Origin of the sequence: Flavivirga eckloniae, from assembly GCF_002886045.1 — a bacterium.
GTDB lineage: Bacteria > Bacteroidota > Bacteroidia > Flavobacteriales > Flavobacteriaceae > Flavivirga > Flavivirga eckloniae.
Genome location: NZ_CP025791.1, coordinates 938,905 through 964,906, shown reverse-complemented (window position 1 = coordinate 964,906; position 26,002 = coordinate 938,905). Strand labels below are relative to the sequence as shown.

Sequence of the window (26,002 nt, the reverse complement as noted above, 5' to 3'; positions counted from 1 at the left end):
GCAGTTTTTAGTATTATTTTTGAATTCTAGTTCAGATACAACGGAATCACAAATTAGAATCTTTACTCTTTATTCAAAAAGTATTGGTACATCAGGCAGAATTGGCAAATCAACAGTATCAATACCCCTAAACCCTCCAGGATCAATTTTATTTACACCAATGGTATTGGATTTTAAGGTTTCAATAATTTGCTCTAGCTGCGATACTGGCTGGTCCGCAAGAATTACATGACCACCATCTCGAGAGATTTGGTCTGGTCGGGGAGTGCCAACATGAATATTGATAAGTTGTCCGTCTATTGTAATTGAGTTATTTGGCGAATTTTTTTGAATGAGCATTTTTTCACCATTTTTTCCAAAATAGATGGCTCCCTCAATAACACGATTCGCGCCCATCTCAATGCGGATACCAAAAATAAGACCCGCATCCATTTGATTAGCATATTCACGGAAATGTGCCAAGGAAGGGTCATTTATGATATCATTTACGCTTGTTCCTTCTTTTAGAATTAGACTAACAGCATTGCGTGGCATAGCAATAATGGCTGCACTGGGAACCAGGGCTTTGGCATTATTGAGATTTTCCATAAGCATACGAACATCACTTGGGAGGTCTACAACAGTACCATCACTTCTATGAACAATTTCACGCCCATTAGCTAAGTTGAGCCTGGCAAAGCGCAATGAGGCACTAGGAACTGTACCTTCAGGTAAGATAAACTCAACAGGTGCAGTTCGACCTATTGTTACTCCTTCACCACGAGTCCAACGCAATTGTACCTTGTAAACTTCTGTATTGCGTAATTGTACATCTATACGGGTTTCGGTGTTAACTTTAGTTTCTTTGATTCGCCAGCGTGTTTGCACTATAAAACTGTCTAAGGTCCCATCTCTAAACCCGCGTTGTATATCATGTGCAGTATCTCTTAAACGCAATGCCTCTGCCAACCTGCCTTCAGCAAATAGTGTCTCTGCCCTCAATTCCATTTTAGAGGCTGTTATCATTGTATGGGCTAAAGTACCTTGTTCAGCATGAAACCCTGCAGAATTCGCTGTACCAGGTTTAGATTCACCTCCTTTGGCCTCTACAACGGCAAAACGAACCTGTCCTTTGGCATTTCTATAAGCTACTACCATATCAACTTCACCAGCACCACCGCCACCTACTTGATCAGCAAAAATAACCTCTGCACTTGGCCCTAGGTATTCCTTAATAGCTGCCTCAGCACCAAGTCCACCAACTTCTTTTGACAGATTCTTGAGTTTTGTAACATTATTATTTAAGATAGATTCAATTTCATTGATTCTTGTAACATTCGAAGGATCTATCGTATTGAGTTCTTGTTTTAAATCAAAATTTTCTTGTGATATACGTTCATATTCGCTGCGTATATTTTCATATTGTCCTTCATTATTTCTAAGATGTGTGGGAGTTTCTGGAGTTTGCACACGTATATCTGGAGTTGGTCTGCGCTTTCTGTTTTTGATGATTATTGTACCCTCAACAATAGCAGACATACGATCAAGAAGCCTGGCCATTTCCAATTCTAGACGATATTGTTGCTCATGAATGGTATTGATATGTTCTTGAGTCTCCTCTCTACGTCTAATACCATCAGGCGTTGTATCATTCTGAAACTCTAGCTCAGCCATACGTTCTTCAGCATTGTAACGAACCTCGGTTCTATTAATCAACTCTTTAATGCGACGATCAAGTTTTTCGCTTAAACGTTCAACAGCACGTCTTGCCGTTTTACTCAAGGTTTGTAATACCAAAGGGTCGCCAGGATCGAAAGTTCGTTCGGTAATCTCTAAAAACCTTCTGCGATAGGAAGGTACCGATGCGCTGCCTGTAACTGATAAAACGATACCTTCTCCAGGTTGGGACAATACCCGATTTGGTAATCGGCCTGATTGTATGCTATTTAACCTGGCACGCCAGTAAAGTGAAAACCGAATAGACTCTTGCTTACGTTTAGACATTGGTGCATCTCTGTAAACTTCACGTTCCATACGTGAATAAGAATTGAACTCTACCATGGCTTGCATTTCTATCGTAAAGGGTTTATCTAAAAAACCTAAGCGTTGAATTTCATGTAGTTTATATACTTCGTTTAAGGCATCAGCTCTGGTAGTATTTTTATCTACATGAATTCTTTGGCGTCCATCTGCAGTGATTTCCATAGCAGCACGAGTACCCTTAGGAAGCGGTTTGCTACTTGGAACTAACTCAATACCTGCTTTGGCAAGATCATTCCTTACCTGCGATTTGTCAGCCCAATTCTCAAATTTCTGTTCTAGAATATCCCTATTGGAAAGCCTTCTTCCCGCTGGAGTATACAAGGTATCAATCGCGGCTTCTCTGGCTGGGTCAATACTTTGTTGTCTCCGCGGTAATAATCCACCCGTATGTTTAGGTATGTTGTAGCCTAAGGATTGAAGTGCTCTTTCCATTAGTTTGGAACCCATCTTGTTGCCACTATGGAGCATATAGACCATCATGAGATTTCTTAAGAAAGCATCCAATGTAAGGCCTTCTCCAGAAGATACACCTTCTATACCAGCAAAAATAGTAGCTTCGGTAGTCATTCGCAGTGCAGGTGCAGCCATTTTATAGAACGCTGTTAAAGATTTGCTTTGGGTCATTTTTAACACACTTCCAACAGTTTGACCAGCTGTTCCTACTGCACCCAAAGTGAGGAAGATGGCTAGGTTGTGGTAGTAATCTTCGAAAAAACCAGGGCGGTCTTTACGTAAATCGCCACTAAACCAGTCCATGCCATATCCAATAGGGTGGCTAACAGCTGTAAATACAAGACTCTCGAAAGCTGCCCTTAATACCATACCTCCAACTATACCATCTAATGCTGTGCCTACCGCAAGACGAGTTGTAACAGACGCTATACCTCCTGGTATTAAAACTGTTCCAATCAATTTAGTAACACTCCATGGATTCAATAGTTCATCCCAGGCCGAACGTGTGGGTAGGTTTAGTTCATCATCCAAACTGGACAGTCCTAGTGAGGTTGGTGTTTGCAATTCATAACCACCCTCATCTGTTTCGGTAATGAAACCTAATTCTATTAACAATGCTCGCTGTTCTGCACTAAGGTTTTTGTTATGAGCGGCATCTAATAATGCTTTAGAGAGTTCACGGTTTTCTTGCGTGTAATTTTGTAATCTAGTTTTAGTAGCATTATAGCTATGACCATTGGGATCTTCTCGAAAAATTTGCGCAATATGAAGATTCCAAAGTTGTACGATACCACGTTTGTAAATAGGAGTATCTACGTATTTAACAAAATCATAAGCGCGTTCGGTAGCAAGTTCACTTAATGCCATAGCCAATGCTCTGAAATACTCTTGACGACTAATTTCTGTTCCACTATGACCGCTGGTTTCCCCAATAATTTTAATAGAGCGCAATTCTGGTACGCTTTCACAATATGCTTTAATTGCAGTAGCTCTAGCACGTTCGTTAGCTGCAAAATTTGTTAATGGTTCGAAAATAGAATTATCTAAACTATTAGCTCTAGACATTCGTACGCGTACATCTTCATCTAATGTACTTACAAAAAAGTCTAATCTGGCTTCTGGGGTTAGTGGGGCACCATTGGCATGATCTATCATAGGACCAGAAAGGATTAAGCGCGTTCTGCGTTCTTCAGTTCTGGCTAGACGGTCTTTCATCATAGTATAGCGCCATTCATATTGATTTTCATCATCTGTCCAAGCAAATAAGCTTCGTGCATTAGACCAACGTTCAACTTCATTTCTGAGGCCTCTTATTTCATAATGTCCTGAGTAAGCATTGCGTTTTCCATTTAATGATGTTGTTAGCGAACGTACCTCAGCTTCAGCGGAGGTAAGATAAAGCCTATTGTATCGATCCCAAGTTTCCGTATAAGGTTGTTGAGTGATACGCCAATAAGAGTATGTTTCTGCAATAGCATCTGAAAGAGCTATTTGAGCTCGGTAGCGATCTAATTCCTCATAAGTCTCTTCAATATTTTGATCATCAGATAACTGCTTTGCATGTGTATGTGCCTCAGCTTCAAGGCGTGTTACATTCATGATAGCTTCATTTTCTAAGCTGATAATTTCTTGCAGGCGTGCTTGATCATCTAAACCAATTAGTTCGGCTTTAGCGCGAGCATTGGTTACTGCACGAGCTTGTCCTATTAAATCGTGTAATTTGCCTTGAATACTTTCAACATTGGTTACGGCTTTGGAAAGATCTTCGTTTTCTACTTCTGCAAATAATTTTCCAATACGCACAATTAGGGGCCAAACAACTTCATCCTGCTCATCTTGTAAGGTAATAGTTGCCGAACGTAACTCGCTTTGGCAAGCAATGATTTCAACTTCTATATTTTGAATTGTTGTTTCTGAAATTGGACGCACCAGATCCCGAACCCTATTAATGCGTTCACGAATATCCGTAGCCGTTTGGGTATCTCCTCCAGTTTCTAGAGTGCGTGCTTCATTTTCAAGTAATTTAATATAATCACTTATTTGGTGAATACGCATTTCGGGAGCAATGCCTCCGGCTTGGGCATATACTTTTATCGCTTCTTCGACTAATGCATAATCTCTTACGTTAATAGCACTTCCTACCAGGGTTGGTATTTCTGCAGCAGGTAACGTTTGTGTTTGAAATTTCTGCTTGTTTTCTTCATAAATATTGACACCATCCCTGAGTTTCTGGATCTCAATACGCAAATCTTCAATTTCTCCATTGGTAAGGGTAGTTGTTGGAATTAACCCTTCAATAGTATTGAGCTTATCTTGCATGTTAGCTAACTGACTTGGGTCTTTTGCCATTATATAAGACAGTACCATGCCAACTTGGACCATTATTTTTGATTTGCGCTCATCAGAAATATTGGCCTGTGAGATAGCGGATTCATAGGCTTGAATTTGCTGTTGGTCTGGGGCTCCTTTAAAAATACTTGCTGTAATTATAGCATCATAAGCATTAGTATCTGATAATGGAGCACGTTCCAGAATACTTATACCAGAAGTGATAAAAGCGTCATTTATTTCTGGTTCATCTTCGAATAATAGTTTCATATCCATTCGAACAATGATTGGGTTATCTGAATCTAAAGCTTTGGCCTGGTGAAATAGTTGTCTTGCAAAAACATGACCACCATGCTTTTTTTGCAAATCCATTCGGGCTAGTATAGCCGCAGCTTTGGTTTCATTATCCTTACTACAATTGGCAAGTTGTTCTAAAAGCCGATCTTTTAAAAGCCACGGGGCATAACCAGAGCGAACTTCCCCAGATTTTTCTATATTGTCAAGTACTGTCAACCCTTGGCCAATAATAGATTTTTTCCATGCTAAAGCCTGATCGTCATCGCTAACATCGGTAGATTCTAATACGAGAATAGCCGTAAAAATATCTCCAGATTGTATAAAGTGCATGGCAGAAGCCATTGCTGCTCTACGTGCTTTAGATTTTAGGTCTTCTTGCTGGGATGTATTTTCGGGATCATTAGCTTTGTGATTATACAAATGAGCAAGCTGTCGTAAATCTTCTGCGATTTTTTCATGGGTCTTCTCACTAACGCTACTTTTATTTTTACCCAAGCGTTCCAAAATAACATTCCAAACTTCGATACGTGATAATAATAATCGCTGAGCCGTTTCACAATCGCCCGCATCAAGGGCATCATTTAGGGCGCTGTCTGTTTGACTACAAACATCTTCTACTCTTTGTCCGAAATCTGGTTCTTTTTGTTCAGAAATCTGAACCGAAAGGCGCGCAGCAATAGCCTGTGTTCTTAACACCAAACCTTCGGAAGTATATCCGGCAGATGTAGCTCTGTCTGCTTGATTATCATAGCTTTCCGCCAAAACAAGTTGTGCTTTTTTTGCTTCCAGTTCTAGTTTTTTCTTTTCGGATGCCGTTACGGTGTTTTGGGTCTTGGATTTATCGGACAATTCTTCAAGAGCATATGCGTAGCGTGCTTGCATACGTACAACCTTGTTCCAGTCTCTATTAATCCATGGTTCTTTGATTAATTGACCAACATATAACCTTTTAAGCAGTTTTGTTGAGGTTCCAGCGGGTTTCTCATTACCATCATTCTGGTTTTGCTGTTGTTGAACCATAAACGCCTGCACTGCTGCGTTACCTACTTCTTCTGTAGCTTGATTGATCATTTCCACTATGGGGTTCAAAAGAAATGGTAACCCTGTGATTTGTGAACTTACAAAAGTAGTGGTCTCTATATTGGAATTATTGTTAGATACTGTCGTGGCTGAAGCTTCTGCATTTTCAAATTGCTCCAATTCTATTTGATACCCCTTTAAAACTTCTTCAAGATGCTCCAAATAAGTTTGATCTGTGGCCGAAGTTCTTATTGAAGAAATGTTTTCTTCTACGGTAGGAATTGAACGTTTTAAGAATCTTATACGTCTTTGGCGAGCGGATAACGGTGCATGAGTTTTTGGATTTCTCCTGTTTTTTTCAGTGCCATGAGAAACTGGCTGTGCTTGTTGAACTTGCTGTGCTTGTTGCGCATTGCGTGCACCCTGACTGGGAGGGAGGCCTTTGGCATGATTGTTTAGGGCGTCTCCTAAACCTCCAGTTATCGGGTTGTTGGGTTCAATAGTAATTTTACGGCGTCCTGTAACACGCATACCGCTTTGGCCAAGAGCCGTTTTGGTTTGTTCTATTTGTTCTTCTGTTCTCCCCAAACGCTGTCTTCGTTCGTCTATATTATTATTGCGTCGGTTTTCTTGACCTGTTACCCGCAATGAATTTTCTATACTAGGGTTGAGTGCAGCTTTAAGACGGTCGGCATCTTGGTTAAGCCCTTCCAAACGCTGTAGATTGCGTAATGTATCTTTAAAGAAACCACGTGCCTTAAGAACATTTATATCACCATTGTCTTCAAAAAAGTCACCCAAAGACTCATTATAATCACGTACCACCTCTTGATTTTGCTCAAGACCCACCATAGGGTTTGTAAGCACCAAATTATCCATGTTTTTTTCAATCTGACCTTGCAGTGCATCCATACGGAAAGCACTTTGTCTTATGTCTTTGGCCAAATTAGCTTCTGCATTCTGGAGGCTTCTGAGCTCATTTCTCATATTGAGAATTTCCTGTTGCTCCTGCGGTGTACCATGTACTGAGGTGTTATGTTCGGAAGTACCTCTTCGGCGTAATTCTTCACGAATTTGTGCGCTACGTTGGCGTATATTACGAATGCCTTCGCGAGAACCTTCTATTTTTAGTCTAAGCCCATCACGATGTGTGCTATCATTAGCAATATCTCTGTTGAGTTGTTCAACTAGGTCTTGAGCATTATTGCCACTATTGGGAAGATTGCCGGGTTGCCCAACCTGATCAATTAAAGTATCATAACCATTTATTGCTTTATCTAAATTGTCTTGATATTGATCGAGCTCGCTACCAGACATGCTCTGAATTCGGCGAATTCTATTTATGTTTTCATGTGCACTATCTTGAAGTCTGCGATCGCTAGGAAAGCTTTCTCCTACTGTATTCTCATGAAGCAAATCCACATAATGCCCCTCTGTAGAATTTTTATAAGCATTGGTGAAATCAATATCCTGTGCTTGTTCTTGAGCTTCAAGTGTGGTTTTTTTTTGCTCAAGGTTTTGACGCGTTTGGTCATCTAAATTTGGATCTTCCAATTGTGATTTGACATCTTCCAATTCAGCCCGTGTGGCATCCAACATATCTCGTAAAGGACCACCGTTTAACTCTGTACGTGCTTTATCAATATTATCTGTGAGTTGTTGGCGTTCACGCTCTTCTTCTGGGGTCAACGGTGGGTCTAATGCATCTAATTGATCTGCTCTTTCTTGCATGTCATTAATATGACCTTGCTGATTTCTTATTTCCTTAGCAGTGTTACGTTCTTTTAATTCTGATTCTGTTTGTCCATAACCACGATCCATCAAATCCTCAAATTCGCTTGCATCATCTTGGTACTCTTTTAAATCACGACTAAATTTTTGAGAGTCGCGTGCTAGGTCATCAAAATCATTCATGTTCTTGTAGCGTTCCTGCTGGTTTTGAACACGCTCGGTTTGAACATTACGACATGCTGTAGAACGACAATTGGGGTCTGCTGGCGGACCTTTACGAATATTTTGCTCCCGTTCGCGGAGTTCTTGATCATCTCGCTGAATACGGTCTTTATCTTTATCCAGATTTTCCCTACGATTTTCTAATTCATCGCCGCGTTCGCCCAAATCCTTACGACGATCTCTAAGGTCTCGTTCACGATTGCGGCGATCTCGATATCTTGGATTTCTGCGACGGCGTTCCTCTTCTTCTTTAACACGCTTTTTTTCTTTTTCTAATCTTTCGCGTTCGTCCTGTAATCGTTTTTTTTCAAGCTCATCTTGTTCTTTTTTTCGTTTGCAAGCATGTTCAATAGCTCCACAAATTATTTCTTCTTCTTCTTGGGTAAGCTCATCTTCGGGAACTGGTTGGTTGTCAACCGGCGCTTCGGGAGGCATGGGTGATGCTTTTTTTGCAGGGGTATCATCCTCTGTGTCTGGAACAACTACTGGTTTTTTTTCTGGAGCAATTTCTTTGGAATCTCTCACCGGACCATACCATAATGGAATTAGGGGTAGTCCAGTAATCCACCAACCAAAATTATTCTGATAAGTGTGAAAAGAAAACGGTATAAGTGGTGTTTCCCTCAACCAGGTTGGTGTTGTGTTTACTTTATTTTGGTTAAAACTCATCTCTGAATTGCGCCAAAGTTCTATATGTTGAGGTAAGTATGGACCATACAGAGGGAATTCTGGTTGAAAAACGTCTGCTAGCTCTGGCATGGCACCTGTAAGCACTTGGGCATGTACGGTATCATTTTGAATTTTATCTGTACTTGCTTCAAGTATATTTTGTGCAGCTGTAATCCACAACTCCACATGTTCAAGGAAAACTTCGACCTTATATACCTCAGCAAAAAAGAGAACGCTTTCATAGAGGACTTTGGGGTCGCTTAGGGCTAATTGTTTCAGGGTGGTTATTCCAGTATCTCTTAGCATCATTGCAATCTCTTTTGTGATTGCGGGGACAGACATTAATGCTGCCACGGGAGCCCAAGCCGAAATTTTTGTTTCGGCAATTCCTGAAGCTTCTGCTAGTTTCTTTTTGCGCTCTACAGAGCCTGAAATAGCAGACATGTCTTCTTTATTTTTGATACCAATTTCGTGCAAACGTTTGTTTTCTTCTTCTTCAAAACCAGGGAAAGCAGTATTTTCTTTGTAATCATTACGATTGATAACAGCAGATAGCTCTCTTTTTTCAGAATGGGAAAGCATTTTATAGACCTCAATAGGGTGTTTAAAATCTTTGCCATACTCTAATCGTGCTTTACGCATCTTGTTTTTTAAACTATGGGGATAACTTCCAGAAGTACTGGTTGTTGAAACCCCATTATTTGCCAAGGAAATTAAGGCTTCGGACTTGCCGTCTTCAATAGCCATCATTTCTACAAACGGATAAAGGGCTGTTTTTATAGTATAGAGCTCTTCATCATTTAAAACGCGACTAAGGTTTTCAAGATTTGCAAAATCACCATGTTCTTCTCTATTATGATATATTTTTTTAATAATTTCACTATTACCTTCAAACTGGTTAAGTAATGCCTTTTCAAGGATTTCGAATGAAGTTTGGTTTAGAAAATGTGTAAGGGCTTTGTCTTCCGACTGGGATATAGGAATTAATTCATCAGCCATAAAGTATTTTTTAATCGAATTATTATTCAGTTATATCTAAGGCTTAATCCTTTGATAAAAATGAGTTTGATAAGATGTTATATTTTATGGGGCCCTTTTTTAACATTTGATTTATCACTCACAAATGTGTTGATCTAAGGGTTAATCTATTTAGATGAAAAATGAATTTACAATAAAATTTATATATTCTGTATAAATCAATGTTAAATATATATTTATGTAGAGAAAGAGGAGAGCTATAACGTATTTTAGAATCACAGGTCCATTACACGTACTAGTCCTCTTTCTCTATAAAATTGCTGTCAGGGTTACTGTTTTTTCATGATTTTTTAAATTTTGTACAAAGTAAAAGTTAGTTTAAACAAAAATCGATTGACGACAGTCAAGAAACACGACTCCGAATTCTACTTATTGTTTCGGATTCTACTCCAATATATGAAGCGATGTATTTTAAAGGGATGTTCTTAATTATACGAGGTTGATTTTCCAAAATAAATTGATATCGATATAATATAACATCCTTCTTTTAGAATTTCAAAGTACATTTGATTAGCTGAATCAATAATGAAAATTTCTCCGGAAAAGTAAAAGTCTAGTGAAAACTACTGGAAGCTTTTTGTCTTTTCTAGGGCGTTCAATAGAATAGTACCCTAAGTAGTTGTATTCGAGTCTATCTTGATAATAATTCATAGTAATCCAAACAACTAAAGTTGGTTTAAAATTTTAATATAATTTTGATTAGATTTGTGCTAATTCCCTTTTCTCTTTAAAATATCAACAATAATGCAACTTAAGCACTATAAAGTTCTTTTTCTGTTTAGCTTCTTTATAGCGTCTTATAATGTAACCGCTCAATACATACCATATTTTAAGAATTATACGCTTACAGAATATAATGCAGGAAACCAAAACTGGGATGTTTCAAGAGCAGATAACGGTAAGTTATATGTTGCAAATGATAAAGGCTTAGTTGAGTTTGATGGTTTAAAATGGAATTTTTATCAGTTACCAAACAAAACGATCATACGTTCAGTATTAGCTCATAAAGATCTTATTTACACAGGATCTTATGAAGAGTTTGGATATTGGAAAAAAAACTCCAAAGGAAAATTAATTTATACTTCATTAAGTAATTTTAAAGAAGACGAAACGCCTTCAGATGAAGAGTTTTGGCAAATATTTTTTCATGACGATGCGATATTGTTCCGGTCTTTCTCAAACCTTTACATCTACAAAAACGGAGAAATAAAGCAAGTAAAACCAGAATCGACCATTCTGTCATGTAGTGTAGTAGATAACAGGGTTTATGTTTCAACAGTAGGGAATGGTATTTTTATTTTAGAAGGCGATCTATTAAAACCTTTTATAAACACAAGAGAACTAGTTGATGCTAAAATCATTTCAATAGTTAATTACAACAAGGAAGAATTATTCATAACTACGGCGCTCAATGGTTGCTATCTATATCATAAAGCCAACAATAAACTCGAACCTTGGGAGTCAGACATTAGTAACATTATCAAAGAACAGCAGCTAAATACGTTTCAAGTTCTTAATAATGGCGATATGGTTTTCGGGACCATAAAAAATGGTGTTTACGTTACCAATAAATCGGGCCACGTTAAATATCATATTAATAAGGAAAACGGTTTATTGAATAATACCGTTTTAGGCCATGAATTAGGAAGTAACAATAATTTATGGGTGGGATTAGATAATGGTATTGCTGAAATAGACCTAGACTATAACCATACCTTATACAATGACACTTCGGGGAAATTAGGGGCAGTTTATGATGTAATAAGCTATAAAAACACGCTATATCTGGGAAGCAATACAGGGCTGTTTTATTTAAAAGAAGGCAATCTTAATTTTATTGAAGGCTCTCAAGGACAAGTTTGGGATTTAAAGGAAATTAACGGACAACTATTATGCGGACACAACGACGGAACCTATCTTGTTGAGAATAATAAACTAAGAACAATATCTGAATTCACAGGAGGCTGGGTAATTAAAAAAGTTCCTGAAGCAGAAAACACTTTTATTCAAGGTACTTATGGAGGCTTGGTGCGGTTTGATATTTCTGAAGGGAAATGGAACACTAAGCACATGGGCAATAAAACAATACCCATAAAATATTTAGTTTTTGAAGATACACACACCGCATGGGCAGCCCATGCTTATAAAGGTCTGTTTAGGGTGCGATTTGATAAAAATTATGATAGTATTTTAGCCTTTGATGATTATAAGAATAAAGGACTATGGTCAGATTTTAGTATTAAGGTACATAAAATTAAAAATGATATTTGTTTTAAAACAAATATAGGCTGGCAGAAGTACGAAGCCTTGATCGATAGTATAGTGCCACATGATCTATTAAACAAGTCCTTTGGAACAGATACAGATATTATCTCCGAATCTGGTGCCAATGAATTAGTAACCAACAATGCCAATGATAAGATTACTTTTCTATCATTAACTGAGGATAAAAAAGGCTTAAACCTTCCTAATGAACTTATTCAAAAAAGACTCGTAGTAGATGCAGAAAGTGTGTCGCAACTTAATGATTCCATATATACATTAAACCTCTATGATGGTTTTATGTTAATAAATAATACCGCAAAAAAGAAAAGGGATACCCTCCAAAAACCTATTATTGAACACATAGAAATAGGTAAAACCCTTGTTGATATTGATGAAGAACAAGTTTATGAGTTTCCCTTTAATAAAAGCATAAGTGTTTCTATATCCTCACCATTATCACAAAACCACTTTTTTGAGTATGCCATTGCTACTTCAGACGTTTTAAATTGGTACAAAATGGATCATGAGAGATTAGAGTTATCTAGTTTAGGTGATGGGGATTACAATATTCATTTTAGAGCAACAAACTTGTCAGGTGAAGTCTCTCCCGAAAAAATAATTCAGATAACCATTTTACCACCATGGTATAAAAACAGTTTATTTTACTTTATGGTGGCGCTAATTATAAGTGGTGTTGTATATGGATTACATAAACGAAAAATTAAAAAAGAACAAAAGATTTTACACGATAAACTTGTAAAGGAGCAAGAAATACTTTTAAAGGAGAAAACTATAGAAAATGATAAGAAGATCGTACAGTTAAAAAACCAATCCTTAAAAAGAGAAGTCAAATTAAAAAGTAAGCAATTGGCAAATACAGCCATGGCCTTGGTGAAGAAAAATGAGTCCATGCTGGAAATTAAAAATGAACTCATAAAAAATAAAGAGGGGTTTGATAACTCATCTACCTACAAACGCTTGTTGAGAAAAATAGATAATTCCATAGGGCACGAAGATGAATGGGAAATATTCGAATACAATTTCAATCAGGTACACGAGGAGTTTTTCAACCAATTAAAAGCTAAACATCCTAAACTAACTCACAAAGATTTAAAGATTTGCGCCTACATTAAAATGAATTTATTAACTAAAGAGATTGCACCACTAATGAATGTGTCAATTAGAGGTCTAGAAACTCATAGATATCGATTAAAACGCAAGATAAATTTAGAAAGTGACAAATCTTTAAGTGAATATTTGCGAGATTTCAAATAAAACAGTGTCGAAATCATTAAATTCCCATTTGAATTACTACGCCAAAACTACGTCATAACTTATCTAATCCTAATGTTTTTGGTTATTTTTTGCAGCTATAATATACGTCAATAGTGATTTTTCCAACTTTTTTGATGTATGACGTAATTTATGTGTAAGTCATTTTTTGACCAGCCCCTTCCTGCTTTATAATTTAGTATCAAACTAACAATCTAAATCAAACTATATGAAAACAAGATTTACTTTACTGCTATTTCTTTTGTTTACACTTCATGCTTTTGCACAGGATAAAACTATCAGTGGTACTGTTGTAAGTGCCGAAGATAATATGCCTGTACCAGGAGTTAATGTTATTGTACAGGGAACAGTAAGAGGGGTAAGTACAGACTTTGATGGTAGATATACTATTAAAGTAAGTGAGGGAGAAACATTAGAATACAGTTCTCTCGGATTTAAAACTGTATCAGTCCCAGTTCAAGACCAAACACAAATCGACATGACATTAGAGCCGGATATTGAGACTCTAAATGAAGTGGTGGTTATTGGTTATGGACAAATGAGATCAAAAGATTTAACATCAGCAATTACTACAATTAAATCTGAAGAACTACAAGCAGTTCCAACCGGTTCTGTCATGCAGGCATTACAGGGGAAAGTAGCAGGGATGCAAGTTGTAAGTAATGGATCGCCAGGACAAGGTCCAACGATTAGGGTTCGTGGTATTGGATCTTATGATGCTAACTTAAACGATGCGAATGATCCTTCTTCTCCTTTATATGTTGTAGATGGTATGTTTTTCGATAATATCGATTTTTTAAATACGGCAGATATTACATCCGTTTCCGTGTTAAAAGATGCCTCAGCGGCAGCAATTTATGGAGTTCGAGCGGCAAATGGCGTGGTATTAATCGAAACAAAATCTGGAGGTTTCAATAAAAAAGTTGAAATCACTTATGATGGATATTCAGGTGTCCAGATTGCGCAAAACGTATTAAAGGTTGCAAATTCAGAACAATTTACAACGCTTGCAATAGAATCTGGTTCAGCACCAGATGCTCAATTTATTTTAAACGCCATGCAACGCTATGGTCGTAGTAGAGTAAACCCGAATGTACCAGACGTAAATACAGATTGGTATGATGAAATTATCAGACCGGGATTCATTCAAAATCACAGTATAGGTATTACAGGAGGCGCCGAAAATATAAGTTATGCCGTAGGGGTAAACTATTTTCAGCAAGAAGGTATTTTGGATATGAAAAATGAGTACGAGCGTTTTAACCTAAGAAGTAAACTAGAATTTAAGGCGAACGATTGGCTTAAAGTAGGTGCCAATACAGTGTTGAGTAATGCCACACGATACGATGGCGAAAACTCAGCATGGCGTCTGGCATATTATGCTGTGCCTATCATGCCGGTTTTAGACCCTAATTTAGCCAACGACCCCAATGTATTTCCAAAAAATTATGCCAATGCACAGGACTTAGGTTATAGAGGTGGTCAAAACCCATTTCCGCTATTAGATTTAAGCGAAAACAGAGCCAAAATAAGAAATATACTGGCCAACTTTTTCGCAGAGTTTACCATAATCCCCGATAAACTTAAATTTAAAACAGCATATAATCATAATTTTCAAACCATTGAGGATAGAAATGTAAGACTACCATATTTTGTTGGTAACCAATTTCAAAGAGAAGATGCTTCCTTGAATAAAGTGAATACAACCATTTCTAATCAGATTTGGGATAACACACTAACCTATACAGATAATATTGATAAACACAATTTTACGGTACTGGCGGGGTCTTCATTTCGAGATGAATCCTTTCAGAATTTACGAGCCAGAGGTTTAAATTTTCCGCTATCAGGTGAAGAAGCTTACTATTTAGATCAGGCGCAAACCATAGTTGTTGAAGATGTAAGAGACGGAGGGGCCAGGGAATATGGGTTGTCATACTTTGGAAGAGTATCCTATAATTACGATAACCGCTATCTGCTATACGGAACGTTTAGAGCAGATGGTACCAACAAGTATCAGGAAAAATGGGGCTATTTCCCAACTATTGGAGCAGGTTGGGTACTTTCGGAAGAAGCTTTCATGGAAAATAATGGCATATTCGATTTCTTAAAACTACGTGGTAGTTGGGGAGAGTTAGGTAACGATAATGTACCCGCAAGTAATGGTTCAATCACATCAACAGTAGTTGAAACTGCTCTGGGAGATACCCGATTTAGCGGTTTAAGTACAGGAAGTGATTTTACCGCACTTAAATGGGAAGTTACAGAAGAAATCAACGTTGGTATTACAGCCAGACTGTTGAATGATAATTTATCACTCGAAGCAGACTATTATGTTAGAGATACGGAAGATGCCGTGATACCAGTTGAAAGACCTTTAATTCCAGGCGTTACACGTGAAAATGTTGGAGAAATTAGAAACTCCGGATTTGAGATTGCTTTGAGTTGGAACAAAAGTGTTTCAGATGATTTTAGTTATAATATAGGAGCAAATTTTGCGACTTTAAGCAATGAAGTTTTAAACCTTAGCGGACAGCCTCATCTGGATGCAGGTAGCGCAGAATTTCGTCAGCGTTCTATCGTTGGAGAATCATTATTTGCGTTTTATGGTAGAGAAGTCGCAGGTGTTTATCAAAATCAAGCCGAAATAGATGCAGACCCCGTAGCCGTTTCAAACAATTTGGTTCCCGGAGATTTTAAGTATAAAGAAAATGGAGGCGACCCGAATACAATCGATGACGACGACAGAGTTGTTCTGGGATCGTTTTTACCAAGTTACACATTTGGTTTCAATATCGGTTTTAATTACAAAAACTGGGATTTTAACACAACAGCCACAGGTCAAGGCGGTAATAAGATTTTAAACCGTAAAAGAATGGAAGTCATATTTACCAGTGATACCAACTGGGACAGAGACTTTGCAATCAACCGTTGGCATGGAGAGGGAACTACCAATTCCTATCCGTCAGCAGCAGCAGTGAGAAAAGGTTGGAACCAACGCTTAAATGATTATTACATCGAAGATGGAGATTATTTTAGAATACAAAATATCACCTTAGGGTATACCATCAATAAAGCAGGAAAAAATTCAAGTGTTCCTAAGATTAGAATCTATATGACTGCTGAAAGACCTATAACATTATTCAATTACAATGGGTTTAATCCCGAAGTTGCAAATGGTGTAGATAATCAAACCTATCCAATTCCCGCAGTGTATACTGTAGGCGTTAATGTAAAAATTTAAGAGCTATGAAAAGAATATTAAAAAACATTTACGCGCCTTTAATATCAATGACCATATTCGCTTTTTTATTGGCAGGTTGTTCAGATAATTTAGATGCGCCTCAAGAAAATAACAATTTTGCAGGAGGAACAGACTTTACAAAGACAGAAGATATGATTCTGTCTATCGTAGGTGTTTACGAAGCATTTCAATCAAGAGGTTGGGAACAACCCTTATTAATCTCCGTTAGGGGAGATGATGTGAACTCAGGAGGTCTGGGAGATCAACAGGATTTTACAGAAACAGATCTTTTTAACTATAACAAAGATTACTGGATGTACAACTCGTTATGGGAAAATGTATATGTAGATGTTATAACAGCACATACAGGTATGGAGCAAATTGTGAGATATCAGGAATTCGCAGATGAAGCCGGTATTGCAAAAGGCGATCAATATATAGCTGAAGCCAAGGTGTTACGAGCTATTATGCTTTTCGATATTTCCAGAGTTTGGGGCAATGTGTTTATTCCTGAAACTTCCAATACAGCAGAACTTTTAGATGTTACAACAGTACCCACTAAAAATGAGGTGATGCAGCACATATCAGACCAAATGGATGAAGCTATTCCACATTTACCAGATATGCGTCCAAACGAACGTACAGATTTACCGGGCGGCGTAACACGCTATACCGCTTTAGCCATTAAAGCTTTAGCCAATCAAGAGTTAAAGAACTATCAGGCGGTCGCAGATGCAACAGGAGACATAATAAGTTCCGGTAAGTTTAGTCTGTTTTCAGATTTCTATGAGCTATTTAAAACTCCCGGAAAGCTAAGTGATGAAAGCATATTAGATTTACAATACTCAGACTTTGGTCAGGGAGAAGGCGATCGAGAAGGGCATTTATACGCACCTTATGGACCTCAAGGATGGACACCGGCAGTTTTAGGAGCATCAAGTGGTTGGGGCTTTTACGAACCTAGCATGAAATTTATCAAGTTTATGTTAGATCGTGGAGAAACAGTTCGTTTAGAAACCAGTGTCTTATTTACAGATCGTGGTATTGCAGAAATACAAACAGATCCAGCTTATGCGACACTGCCTGGATGGATTTCGAATACAACAAGAGACGGCGATGTAATAAACGATTACGCCCGTGCTTTGTTTGCCAGCGGAAAGCATTATTTGCCATCCAATCAATTAATTACAGGAAGAACAGCCTATGGCAGTAATAAAAATTATATGGTAATCCGTTATGCTGAAATTTTGTTAATGTATGCAGAAGCCCTAGTACAGGGAGCTTCAGGAAATGCATTAACAGCAACCCAGGCCGTTAATTTAGTTAGAGAACGAGGAGGAATGACCGCTTTGGGCTCGGTAACTTTAGATGATGTTATAGACGAAAAGTTTGCAGAACTAGGTATGGAATGGGGTAAACGTTACTACGACATGCTTAGGCTTGAACGTTACAGTGAATTAAGTTATGACGGTAGAACATTTTCAGCAGATAAAGCCTTTTTGCCCTATCCACAAAGTCAAGTAGATCAATTTCCTGTTTTGGAAGACGGTTCAATATAACACTAATTAAAAACTATAAGGAAATGAAATTATATATAAATAAACTTATTGGATTCATGCTACTGGTGTTAGTGTTTTCATGCGACAACGGTATTGATTCAATAACTCAGGTAGACCCGGGAGCAGATGCAGGTTCTCCCGAGGTTACTCTTAAATATCCTATTGACGGAACCAAAATTAAAGTCAATGACCCTGTGGTAGCTATAAACGTTGAATTTGAAGTTACAGACGATATAGAAGTAGAAACCATAACAGTGTCGATTAATAACACGCCCATAGCAACATTAAGCGACTTTAAAGATTACAGACGTGTTTTAGCAGAAGTTCCTTTTGATAATGTAACGACGGGTCAGCATGAATTGAAAGTTGAGGCGACAGATGTTAATGGAAATACGACCACAGCTACTGCAAATTTTGAAAAAGAACCACCTTATATTCCAATTTTCGCAAACGAAACACTTTATATGGATTTTGAAAGCGATTTTACAGAATTTATAAGTGTTACAAGAGCCACAGAAATTGGTACCCCAGGTTTAGCCGGAGAAGGTCTGGCAAGCAACAATGCTTATGTCGGAGCAGAAGACTCCTATTTAACAGTGCCAACCAGTACCATGCAGTTAGGAAACGAAATATCTGCTGTTTTCTGGTATAAATTAAATGCATCACCAGATCGTGCAGGCGTATTGGTCATAGGACCACCAGATGTAGCAAATCCAGATAACCAGAATAATAGAAGTGGCGGTTTCAGATTCTTCAGAGAAAATGCAGGAGGGATGCAACGTTTTAAATTAAACGTAGGAACAGGAGCTGGTGATACATGGGTTGATGGAGGTACCGCTGCCGATGTCGATCCTAACAAAGACGAATGGGTAAATCTGGCATTTACCATATCAGCAACAGAAGCACGCGTATATATCAATGGTCAGTTGGCCAAAGAAAGTACTTTGTCAGCTCCAGTAGATTGGACCGATTGTGATATCCTGTCTATTATGTCTGGAGCCCCTCGTTTTGTAGGCTGGAATCATAAATCCGATCAAAGTTTTATGGACGAATTGCGTTTCTTCAATACAGCCTTATCGCAAGCAGATATTCAAAACATCATTGGAGTTACCAATCCGTATACACCAGATGATGGCGAAACCATGTATCTGGCCTTTGACGGCACCTATAAAAACTGGGTAACAGGAGGTACAGCCGATGTTGTGGGAACTCCCGGTTTTGCAGGAGAAAGCAAATCGGGTAGCGATGCTTATGCAGGGGCTGCAGATTCATACCTAACATTTCCAACAACAGGATTATTGGCAAGCGAATTTAGTGCGACCATGTGGCATAAAGTAAATGCTACGCCAGATCGGGCAGGTGTGCTCGTTATAGGACCTGAAGATACTGGAAATGCTAATTATCCTGATTCGCAGAATAACAGAACTAGTGGATTTAGATTCTTTAGGGAAAACGCAGGAGGCATGCAACGTTTTAAATTAAATGTAGGTACAGGAGCCGGAGATACATGGGTAGATGGAGGCGCAGCGGCCGATGTTGACCCTACAGCTAACGAGTGGGCACATTTAGCCTTTACCATTTCTGGCACCAAAGCCATAGTCTACATTAACGGAGAAGTGGCTGCAGAGAGCGATATAACTGGTGTGGACTGGACAGGTTGTGATATTTTATCCATAATGTCTGGAGCGCCACGTTTTACAGGTTGGAATCACTGGTCTGATGAAAGTTATTTAGATGAATTGCATGTATATAACAAAACGCTTTCACAGTCGGAAGTTCAAACCATTATGGGCAATTAAGAATTATGTTGTTTAAGTTTAATTAGTAGAATTGAGGGTGTCTAAAAAATGTCATTCAGAGCGTAGCGAAGAATCTCTTATGGTTTAAATGCTTTAATTTATAGAGTAATAAGATTCTTCGCTATGCTCTGAATGACAAAATAAATTACTTTTTAGACACCTCAATAAATTTTCATACGCATTTTTATGAAGCATGGATTAATTACATTATTAATTGTCTCGATGAGTTTTTTCAGTTGTAAGAACGATGGAAAGCATCATGGCAATACTATCAACACTGATAGCGCAAATATCATTTTAGATGATGAAGCGCTATTAGATAACATACAAAAACAAACCTTCAATTATTTTTGGGATGGCGCAGAGCCTAATTCCGGACTTGCTCCGGAACGTTTACATATGGATAATGTGTATCCAACATCACCAAAACATACCGTGACTACGGGTGGAACCGGTTTTGGAATGATGGCTATTTTGGTTGGTGTAAAACGTGGTTTCATTACAAGAACCCAAGCGTTCAATCGATTTGTTAAAATGATTGATTTTCTTGAAAAAGCAGATAGGTATCATGGTGTATGGCCACATTGGTTGGATGGGCAAACAGGTAAAATGATGCCCTTTAGCAAAAAAGATAATGGCGGTGATTTAGTAGAAACCGCGTTTTTAATTCAGGGTTTGTTAACAGTTGCCGAATATTTTAAAGACGGCAATGAAGAAGAGCAAAAATTAGTAGCAAAAATAGATGAACTTTGGCGTGACGTAGAATGGGATTGGTACACCAAAGGCGAAGATGTCTTGTATTGGCATTGGTCGCCAGAATACAATTGGGAGATGAATTTTCCTGTTGGGGGTTATAATGAATGTTTAATCATGTATGTTTTAGCCGCCGCATCACCCACACACCCTGTTAATGAAGCAGTATACCATAAAGGTTGGGCCAGAGACGGACATATTGTTTCTAATGAAACATATTACGAAGAAGATTTAATACTTGACTATTACGAACATGATAAATCTCCCGTAGGGCCCATGTTTTGGGCGCATTATTCTTATACCGGATTAAATCCGAAAGGGTTGTCTGACACCTATGCAGATTATTGGAAACTCGTTCAAAATCAAGCAAAAATCCATTACAAGCATGCCGTAGCCAATCCAAAAAAATATAAAGGTTATGGAGACAGTATCTGGGGCTTAACATCAAGTTATTCCATGAAAGGCTATAAAGGACATAGGCCAGATAAAGATTTAGGTGTTATAGCACCAACAGCCGCACTGTCCTCATTTCCATACACGCCCAAAGAAAGTATGCAAATGCTTAAAAAACTGTATAAAGACCATGATAGCCTTATAGGCAAATATGGCCCTTATGATGCCTTTAGCTTTGAACATAATTGGTACACGCCAAGATATTTGGCTATAGACCAGGGGCCCATTCCTGTAATGATTGAAAATTATCGTTCTGGAATGTTATGGAATCTGTTCATGGCAAATAAAGATGTCCAAAAAGGACTCGACAAATTAGGATTCATACACACAAAAGACGAATAAATTTCTATGTTCAGATATTCATTAATAGTATTAGTATGCCTTGTGCTTTTTTCTTGTGGAACAGATGATGGTCCGGGATATCAAGAACCTTATGTTCCAGGTTCAGATGACGATCCTACTGCGATAGAACCATTGAGTGATGAAGACATGCTGGACTTAACTCAAAAAGAAACCTTTAAATACTTCTGGGATTTTGCACATTCAAATTCTGGTGCAGCCAAGGAAAGATATCATCCAGATAACCCAACGCTTAATCAAGATGTAGTTACAACAGGAGGTACTGGTTTTGGACTCATGAGCATTCTTGTAGGCATAGAACGTAATTTTATTACAAGAGAACAAGGTGCTTCCAGATTGAGTAAAATAGTATCATTTTTAGAAAATGCAGATCGTTTTCACGGCGCATGGTCACATTGGATAGATGGTAATTCTGGCAATACATTACCCTTTAGCGCCAAGGATGATGGAGGCGACTTGGTAGAAACCGCTTTTTTGGTACAAGGATTAATTTGTATTAAAGAATATTTCAAAAATGGCTCAGACGAAGAAAAAGCTTTAGCACAACAAGCAGACGAACTTTGGAAGGGTGTAGAATGGCATTGGTACACCCAAAATCAGGATGCCTTATACTGGCATTGGAGCCCAAATCATGGTTTCGATATCAACTTAAAGTTAGCAGGCTATAACGAAGTTTTAATCACTTATATTTTAGCCGCAGCGTCACCAGACTATTCAATTGATAAAGCCGCTTACGAAAAAGGATGGGCCAATAATGGCGCCATTGTTTCCTCAAGTTCTCAGTATGGTTTTCCGTTGGTATTAAGACATGCCGGTGGCTCCAATCTTGGAGGCCCTCTGTTTTTTAGTCATTATTCATTCTTAGGATTAAATCCTAAAAACTTAAGCGATCAATACGGGAATTATTGGGATTTAGCAGTAAACCATACCAAGATTAACCGGCAATACTGTATAACCAACCCGAAAAACTATAAAGATTATGGTGAAGACTGCTGGGGATTAACAGCAAGTTATTCAAGAAATACAGATGGTTCCAGAGGCTATTCAGCACATAGTCCTTCAAACGATAAAGGGGTGGTGTCTCCAACGGCGGCCATTAGTTCCATACCCTACACACCTACAGAATCTCTTAAAGTAATGCATTATTTATATCAAAATAAAGCGAAACTATTAGGGCCGGCAGGATTTTATGATGCCTTTAGTCCGCATTATAATTTTTGGGTAACCGAAACCTATCTGGCTATAGATCAAGGCCCTCAAGTTATTATGATTGAAAATCATAGAACAGGTTTGTTATGGAACTTATTTATGCAAAATGATGACGTTAAAAAAGGACTGGATAAATTAGGATTCAATTACTAAGAAGCTATGAAAAATAAGTTTATAAAATATATTTTGATATTGATTTCAATAAGTATATCAAATGTTTTGGCAGGGCAGCACCAAAATTTATATGCTAAGAAATCTTTCGTTAATAAATCTGATACACTGCCGTACCGCATCATGATGCCCAAAGATTTTGATACGTCCAAACAGTACCCCGTTATGCTGTTTCTTCATGGCGCAGGAGAACGAGGTAGTAACAATACATCGCAATTGGTTCATGGAAGTAAATTATTTGCTTCCGAAGACCATACAACTAATTTTCCGGCTATTGTAATTTTTCCTCAATGTCCTAAAAACTCATTTTGGGCTAGTGTGAAAGCCGATAGAACATCAAGACCCATAAAATTTGAATTCCCGTTAGATGCTGAACCTACAAAACCGATGCAATTGGTTATAAAGCTTATGGAAACTATAGTTTCAAGGCCTTATGTTAATAAGCAACAGATTTACGTAGGAGGTTTGTCTATGGGAGGCATGGGGACTTTCGAGATGGTTTATAGAAAACCAGAATGGTTTGCCGCGGCATTTTCTATTTGTGGTGCCGGAAACCCCAAAGCAACCAAAGTATATGCTAAGACGACACCGTTTTGGATCTTTCATGGTGCCAACGATGATGTTGTAAATCCGCAATTATCTTTAAAAATGGTGGAAGGGATATTGGAAAACGGTGGTAAACCTAATGTTTCATTATATGCCAAAGACAACCACAATAGTTGGGATTCTGCTTTCGCTGAATCGGAGTTATTACCCTGGCTATTTTCAAATAAAAAAACACTAAAAAAATGAATACAACTCTAACCAAAACTTACATTTTTTTACTTATGATAACTGTTTTTAGTTGCCATACAGACTCTAAGACTGTTGCTAAAAATGTTTCAAATGAAACACCATTTGATGCTCAAGTTGATTCTTTGATGAGCCTGATGACTTTACAGGAAAAAATTGGCCAGACCGTCATGTATAGTGGCGGTTGGACAGTTACAGGTCCAACAGTGAGTTCTGATAATAAAAAATATATAAAAGAAGGTAATGTTGGTGCCATGCTTAATGTGTATTCTGTTAAAGGCACAAGAGATTTACAAAAAATAGCAGTTGAAGAAACCAGGCTGGGCATTCCGCTATTGTTTGGCTATGATGTTATTCATGGTTTTAGAACCATCTTTCCAATCAATTTAGGATTAGCGGCGAGCTGGGATTTAAAAGATATAGAAAAAGGGTCTCGTATTGCAGCCGAAGAAGCTTCGGCAGAAGGCATACATTGGACGTTTGCACCTATGGTAGATATTGGAAGAGATCCACGTTGGGGACGTATCTCTGAAGGTGCGGGTGAAGACGTGTATTTAAGTAGTGAAATTGCAAAAGCATACGTAAAAGGATTTCAAGGAAATGATTTATCCAAGCATAACACGATACTTGCTTGTGCAAAACATTTTGTGGGCTATGGTGCTGCACAAGCTGGTCGTGATTATCACACCGTAAATATGGGCGAGGACGAACTCCGTAATGTGTATTTACCACCTTTTAAAGCGACTGTACAGGCAGGTGTAGAAACATTTATGACTGCTTTTAATGAGCTTAACGGTGTTCCGGCAACAGGTAATACATTCATTTTTAGAGATATTTTAAGAGACGAGTGGGGCTTTAATGGATTTGTAGTCACCGATTATACAGCCATTAATGAATTGGTAGAACACGGTTTTGCGAAAGATGAAAAGCACGCTACTAGATTGGCTATTGAAGCTGGTATAGATCAGGATATGATGAGCAGTGCAAACCGACTTTACCTTGAAGAATTGGTGAACGAAGGCGAGGTTGATATAGAACTGGTAAACGATGCCTGTAGAAGAATTTTGCTCACAAAATATAAACTAGGATTATTTGATGATCCTTACAGATACTGTGATGAACAACGGGAGAAAACAGTGATTTACAAACCCGAGTTTTTGGACGCAGCAAGAAAATCGGCTGCCATGTGTTCCGTGTTATTAAAAAATGAGGACAAAGCATTACCATTAGATAAGAACCAAACCATAGCGTTAATTGGTCCGTTGGTAAAAGACAAAGAAAATATTATTGGTAATTGGGCTGCTGCGGGAGATAGACATGGAAAGGCGATTAGTGTACACCAAGGTATTCAGGAACATTTAGGCGATTCAAAAATTATTTTTGCTAAAGGTTGTGAGATTGAAGGGGATGCTGTAAGTGGGTTTAGTAGTGCTATAAACGCAGCCAGACGAGCAGATAAAGTTGTTATGGTGATGGGGGAGGACTACGATATGAGTGGGGAAGCCGCTAGTAGAACCCATATAAAACTACCCGGACGTCAAACAGATTTGATAAAAGCGATTCGTAAAGCCGTACCCAATAAAAAAATCATATTGGTTTTAATGAATGGTCGTCCGTTAGATCTGTCGGAAGAAGATCATTTAGCAGATGCCATTTTAGAAACATGGTTTCCGGGAACCAGTGGCGGTAGTGGTGTGGCAGATGTGTTGTTTGGAGCGTACAACCCATCAGGGAAATTACCGGTTACTTTCCCAAGAACTTTAGGGCAAGTACCTATTTATTATAATATGAAAAATACAGGACGTCCCATTCCTCCCAATAATCCAAAGGAAGATTACAAATCAAATTATATCGATTCGCCCAACACGCCATTATATCCTTTCGGACATGGCTTGAGTTATACGACTTTTGAATATTCCGATTTTAAATTATCGGAAACCGTTATGGGCTTTTCAGATACCTTAACCGCATCTGTTGTTATAACGAATACAGGCGATTACGATGGATGTGAAGTGGCGCAATTGTATGTTCATGATAAAGTAGGAAGCATTACAAGACCAGTAAAAGAACTTAAGGGCTTCGAAAAAATATGTCTTAAAAAAGGAGAAAGTAAAACGGTGAGTTTTGACTTGACTGTTGAAGATTTAAAGTTTTACAACAATGAAGCATTTGCCGTAGAACCGGGAACATTTGAAATTGCTATAAAAGGCACTTCAGATTTTAATTTTGAGCACATATTTACATTAGAATAGTAAATTTTAGAGTTTGTTTGTCATTCTTTTAAAGTCTGGTGTCATTCAGAAGGAGGTACGACTGAAGAATCT

General features: G+C 38.1%; 9 protein-coding genes. 8 read left to right on the top strand and 1 reads right to left on the bottom strand.

Features of this window, described 5'->3' with window-relative positions; genetic code table 11:
• Positions 1 to 69 precede the first annotated feature (69 nt).
• Positions 70 to 9,741 (bottom strand): DUF4332 domain-containing protein, encoded by a 9,672-nt coding sequence (locus tag C1H87_RS03980; RefSeq protein ID WP_102754573.1) that lies wholly within the window; start codon positions 9,739 to 9,741, stop codon positions 70 to 72.
• A 783-nt stretch (positions 9,742 to 10,524) separates the two neighbouring features.
• Between C1H87_RS03980 and C1H87_RS03975 the strand changes: the two genes are divergently transcribed.
• The 8 genes from C1H87_RS03975 (at position 10,525) to C1H87_RS03940 (ending at position 25,930) form a co-directional block, all read left to right on the top strand.
• Positions 10,525 to 13,320 carry a helix-turn-helix and ligand-binding sensor domain-containing protein gene (locus C1H87_RS03975; protein ID WP_102754572.1) on the top strand — a complete coding sequence of 932 codons (2,796 nt, stop codon included), beginning with the start codon at positions 10,525 to 10,527 and terminating at the stop codon, positions 13,318 to 13,320.
• Positions 13,321 to 13,546: 226 nt separating this feature from the next.
• Positions 13,547 to 16,582: a SusC/RagA family TonB-linked outer membrane protein gene (locus tag C1H87_RS03970; RefSeq protein WP_102754571.1), complete on the top strand. Its 3,036-nt coding sequence runs from the start codon at positions 13,547 to 13,549 to the stop codon at positions 16,580 to 16,582.
• A gap of 5 nt (positions 16,583 to 16,587) precedes the next feature.
• On the top strand, positions 16,588 to 18,141 hold the full coding sequence (locus C1H87_RS03965) for a RagB/SusD family nutrient uptake outer membrane protein (RefSeq protein WP_102754570.1): 1,554 nt from the start codon (positions 16,588 to 16,590) through the stop codon (positions 18,139 to 18,141).
• A 23-nt stretch (positions 18,142 to 18,164) separates the two neighbouring features.
• The gene (locus tag C1H87_RS03960; RefSeq protein ID WP_102754569.1) at positions 18,165 to 19,940 is read left to right on the top strand and encodes a LamG domain-containing protein; all 1,776 of its coding nucleotides are present in this window, start codon (positions 18,165 to 18,167) and stop codon (positions 19,938 to 19,940) included.
• A gap of 186 nt (positions 19,941 to 20,126) precedes the next feature.
• Positions 20,127 to 21,488, top strand: a complete 1,362-nt coding sequence (locus tag C1H87_RS03955) for a glucoamylase family protein (protein WP_102754568.1) — start codon at positions 20,127 to 20,129, stop codon at positions 21,486 to 21,488.
• A gap of 6 nt (positions 21,489 to 21,494) precedes the next feature.
• Positions 21,495 to 22,868 (top strand): glucoamylase family protein, encoded by a 1,374-nt coding sequence (locus C1H87_RS03950; protein WP_102754567.1) that lies wholly within the window; start codon positions 21,495 to 21,497, stop codon positions 22,866 to 22,868.
• A 6-nt stretch (positions 22,869 to 22,874) separates the two neighbouring features.
• The gene (locus C1H87_RS03945) at positions 22,875 to 23,678 is read left to right on the top strand and encodes a carboxylesterase family protein (protein WP_102754566.1); all 804 of its coding nucleotides are present in this window, start codon (positions 22,875 to 22,877) and stop codon (positions 23,676 to 23,678) included.
• Positions 23,675 to 25,930, top strand: a complete 2,256-nt coding sequence (locus C1H87_RS03940) for a glycoside hydrolase family 3 N-terminal domain-containing protein (protein ID WP_102754565.1) — start codon at positions 23,675 to 23,677, stop codon at positions 25,928 to 25,930. The genes C1H87_RS03945 and C1H87_RS03940 overlap by 4 nt, the downstream gene beginning before the upstream one ends.
• The last annotated feature ends 72 nt before the right edge of the window (positions 25,931 to 26,002 follow it).

What these genes read in the sequence shown, in the direction of transcription:
- C1H87_RS03980 (WP_102754573.1), bottom strand. Translation starts at nt 9,741, where the DNA reads ATGGCTGATGAATTAATTCCTATATCCCAGTCGGAAGACAAAGCCCTT.
- C1H87_RS03975 (WP_102754572.1), top strand. Translation starts at nt 10,525, where the DNA reads ATGCAACTTAAGCACTATAAAGTTCTTTTTCTGTTTAGCTTCTTTATA.
- C1H87_RS03970 (WP_102754571.1), top strand. Translation starts at nt 13,547, where the DNA reads ATGAAAACAAGATTTACTTTACTGCTATTTCTTTTGTTTACACTTCAT.
- C1H87_RS03965 (WP_102754570.1), top strand. Translation starts at nt 16,588, where the DNA reads ATGAAAAGAATATTAAAAAACATTTACGCGCCTTTAATATCAATGACC.
- C1H87_RS03960 (WP_102754569.1), top strand. Translation starts at nt 18,165, where the DNA reads ATGAAATTATATATAAATAAACTTATTGGATTCATGCTACTGGTGTTA.
- C1H87_RS03955 (WP_102754568.1), top strand. Translation starts at nt 20,127, where the DNA reads ATGAAGCATGGATTAATTACATTATTAATTGTCTCGATGAGTTTTTTC.
- C1H87_RS03950 (WP_102754567.1), top strand. Translation starts at nt 21,495, where the DNA reads ATGTTCAGATATTCATTAATAGTATTAGTATGCCTTGTGCTTTTTTCT.
- C1H87_RS03945 (WP_102754566.1), top strand. Translation starts at nt 22,875, where the DNA reads ATGAAAAATAAGTTTATAAAATATATTTTGATATTGATTTCAATAAGT.
- C1H87_RS03940 (WP_102754565.1), top strand. Translation starts at nt 23,675, where the DNA reads ATGAATACAACTCTAACCAAAACTTACATTTTTTTACTTATGATAACT.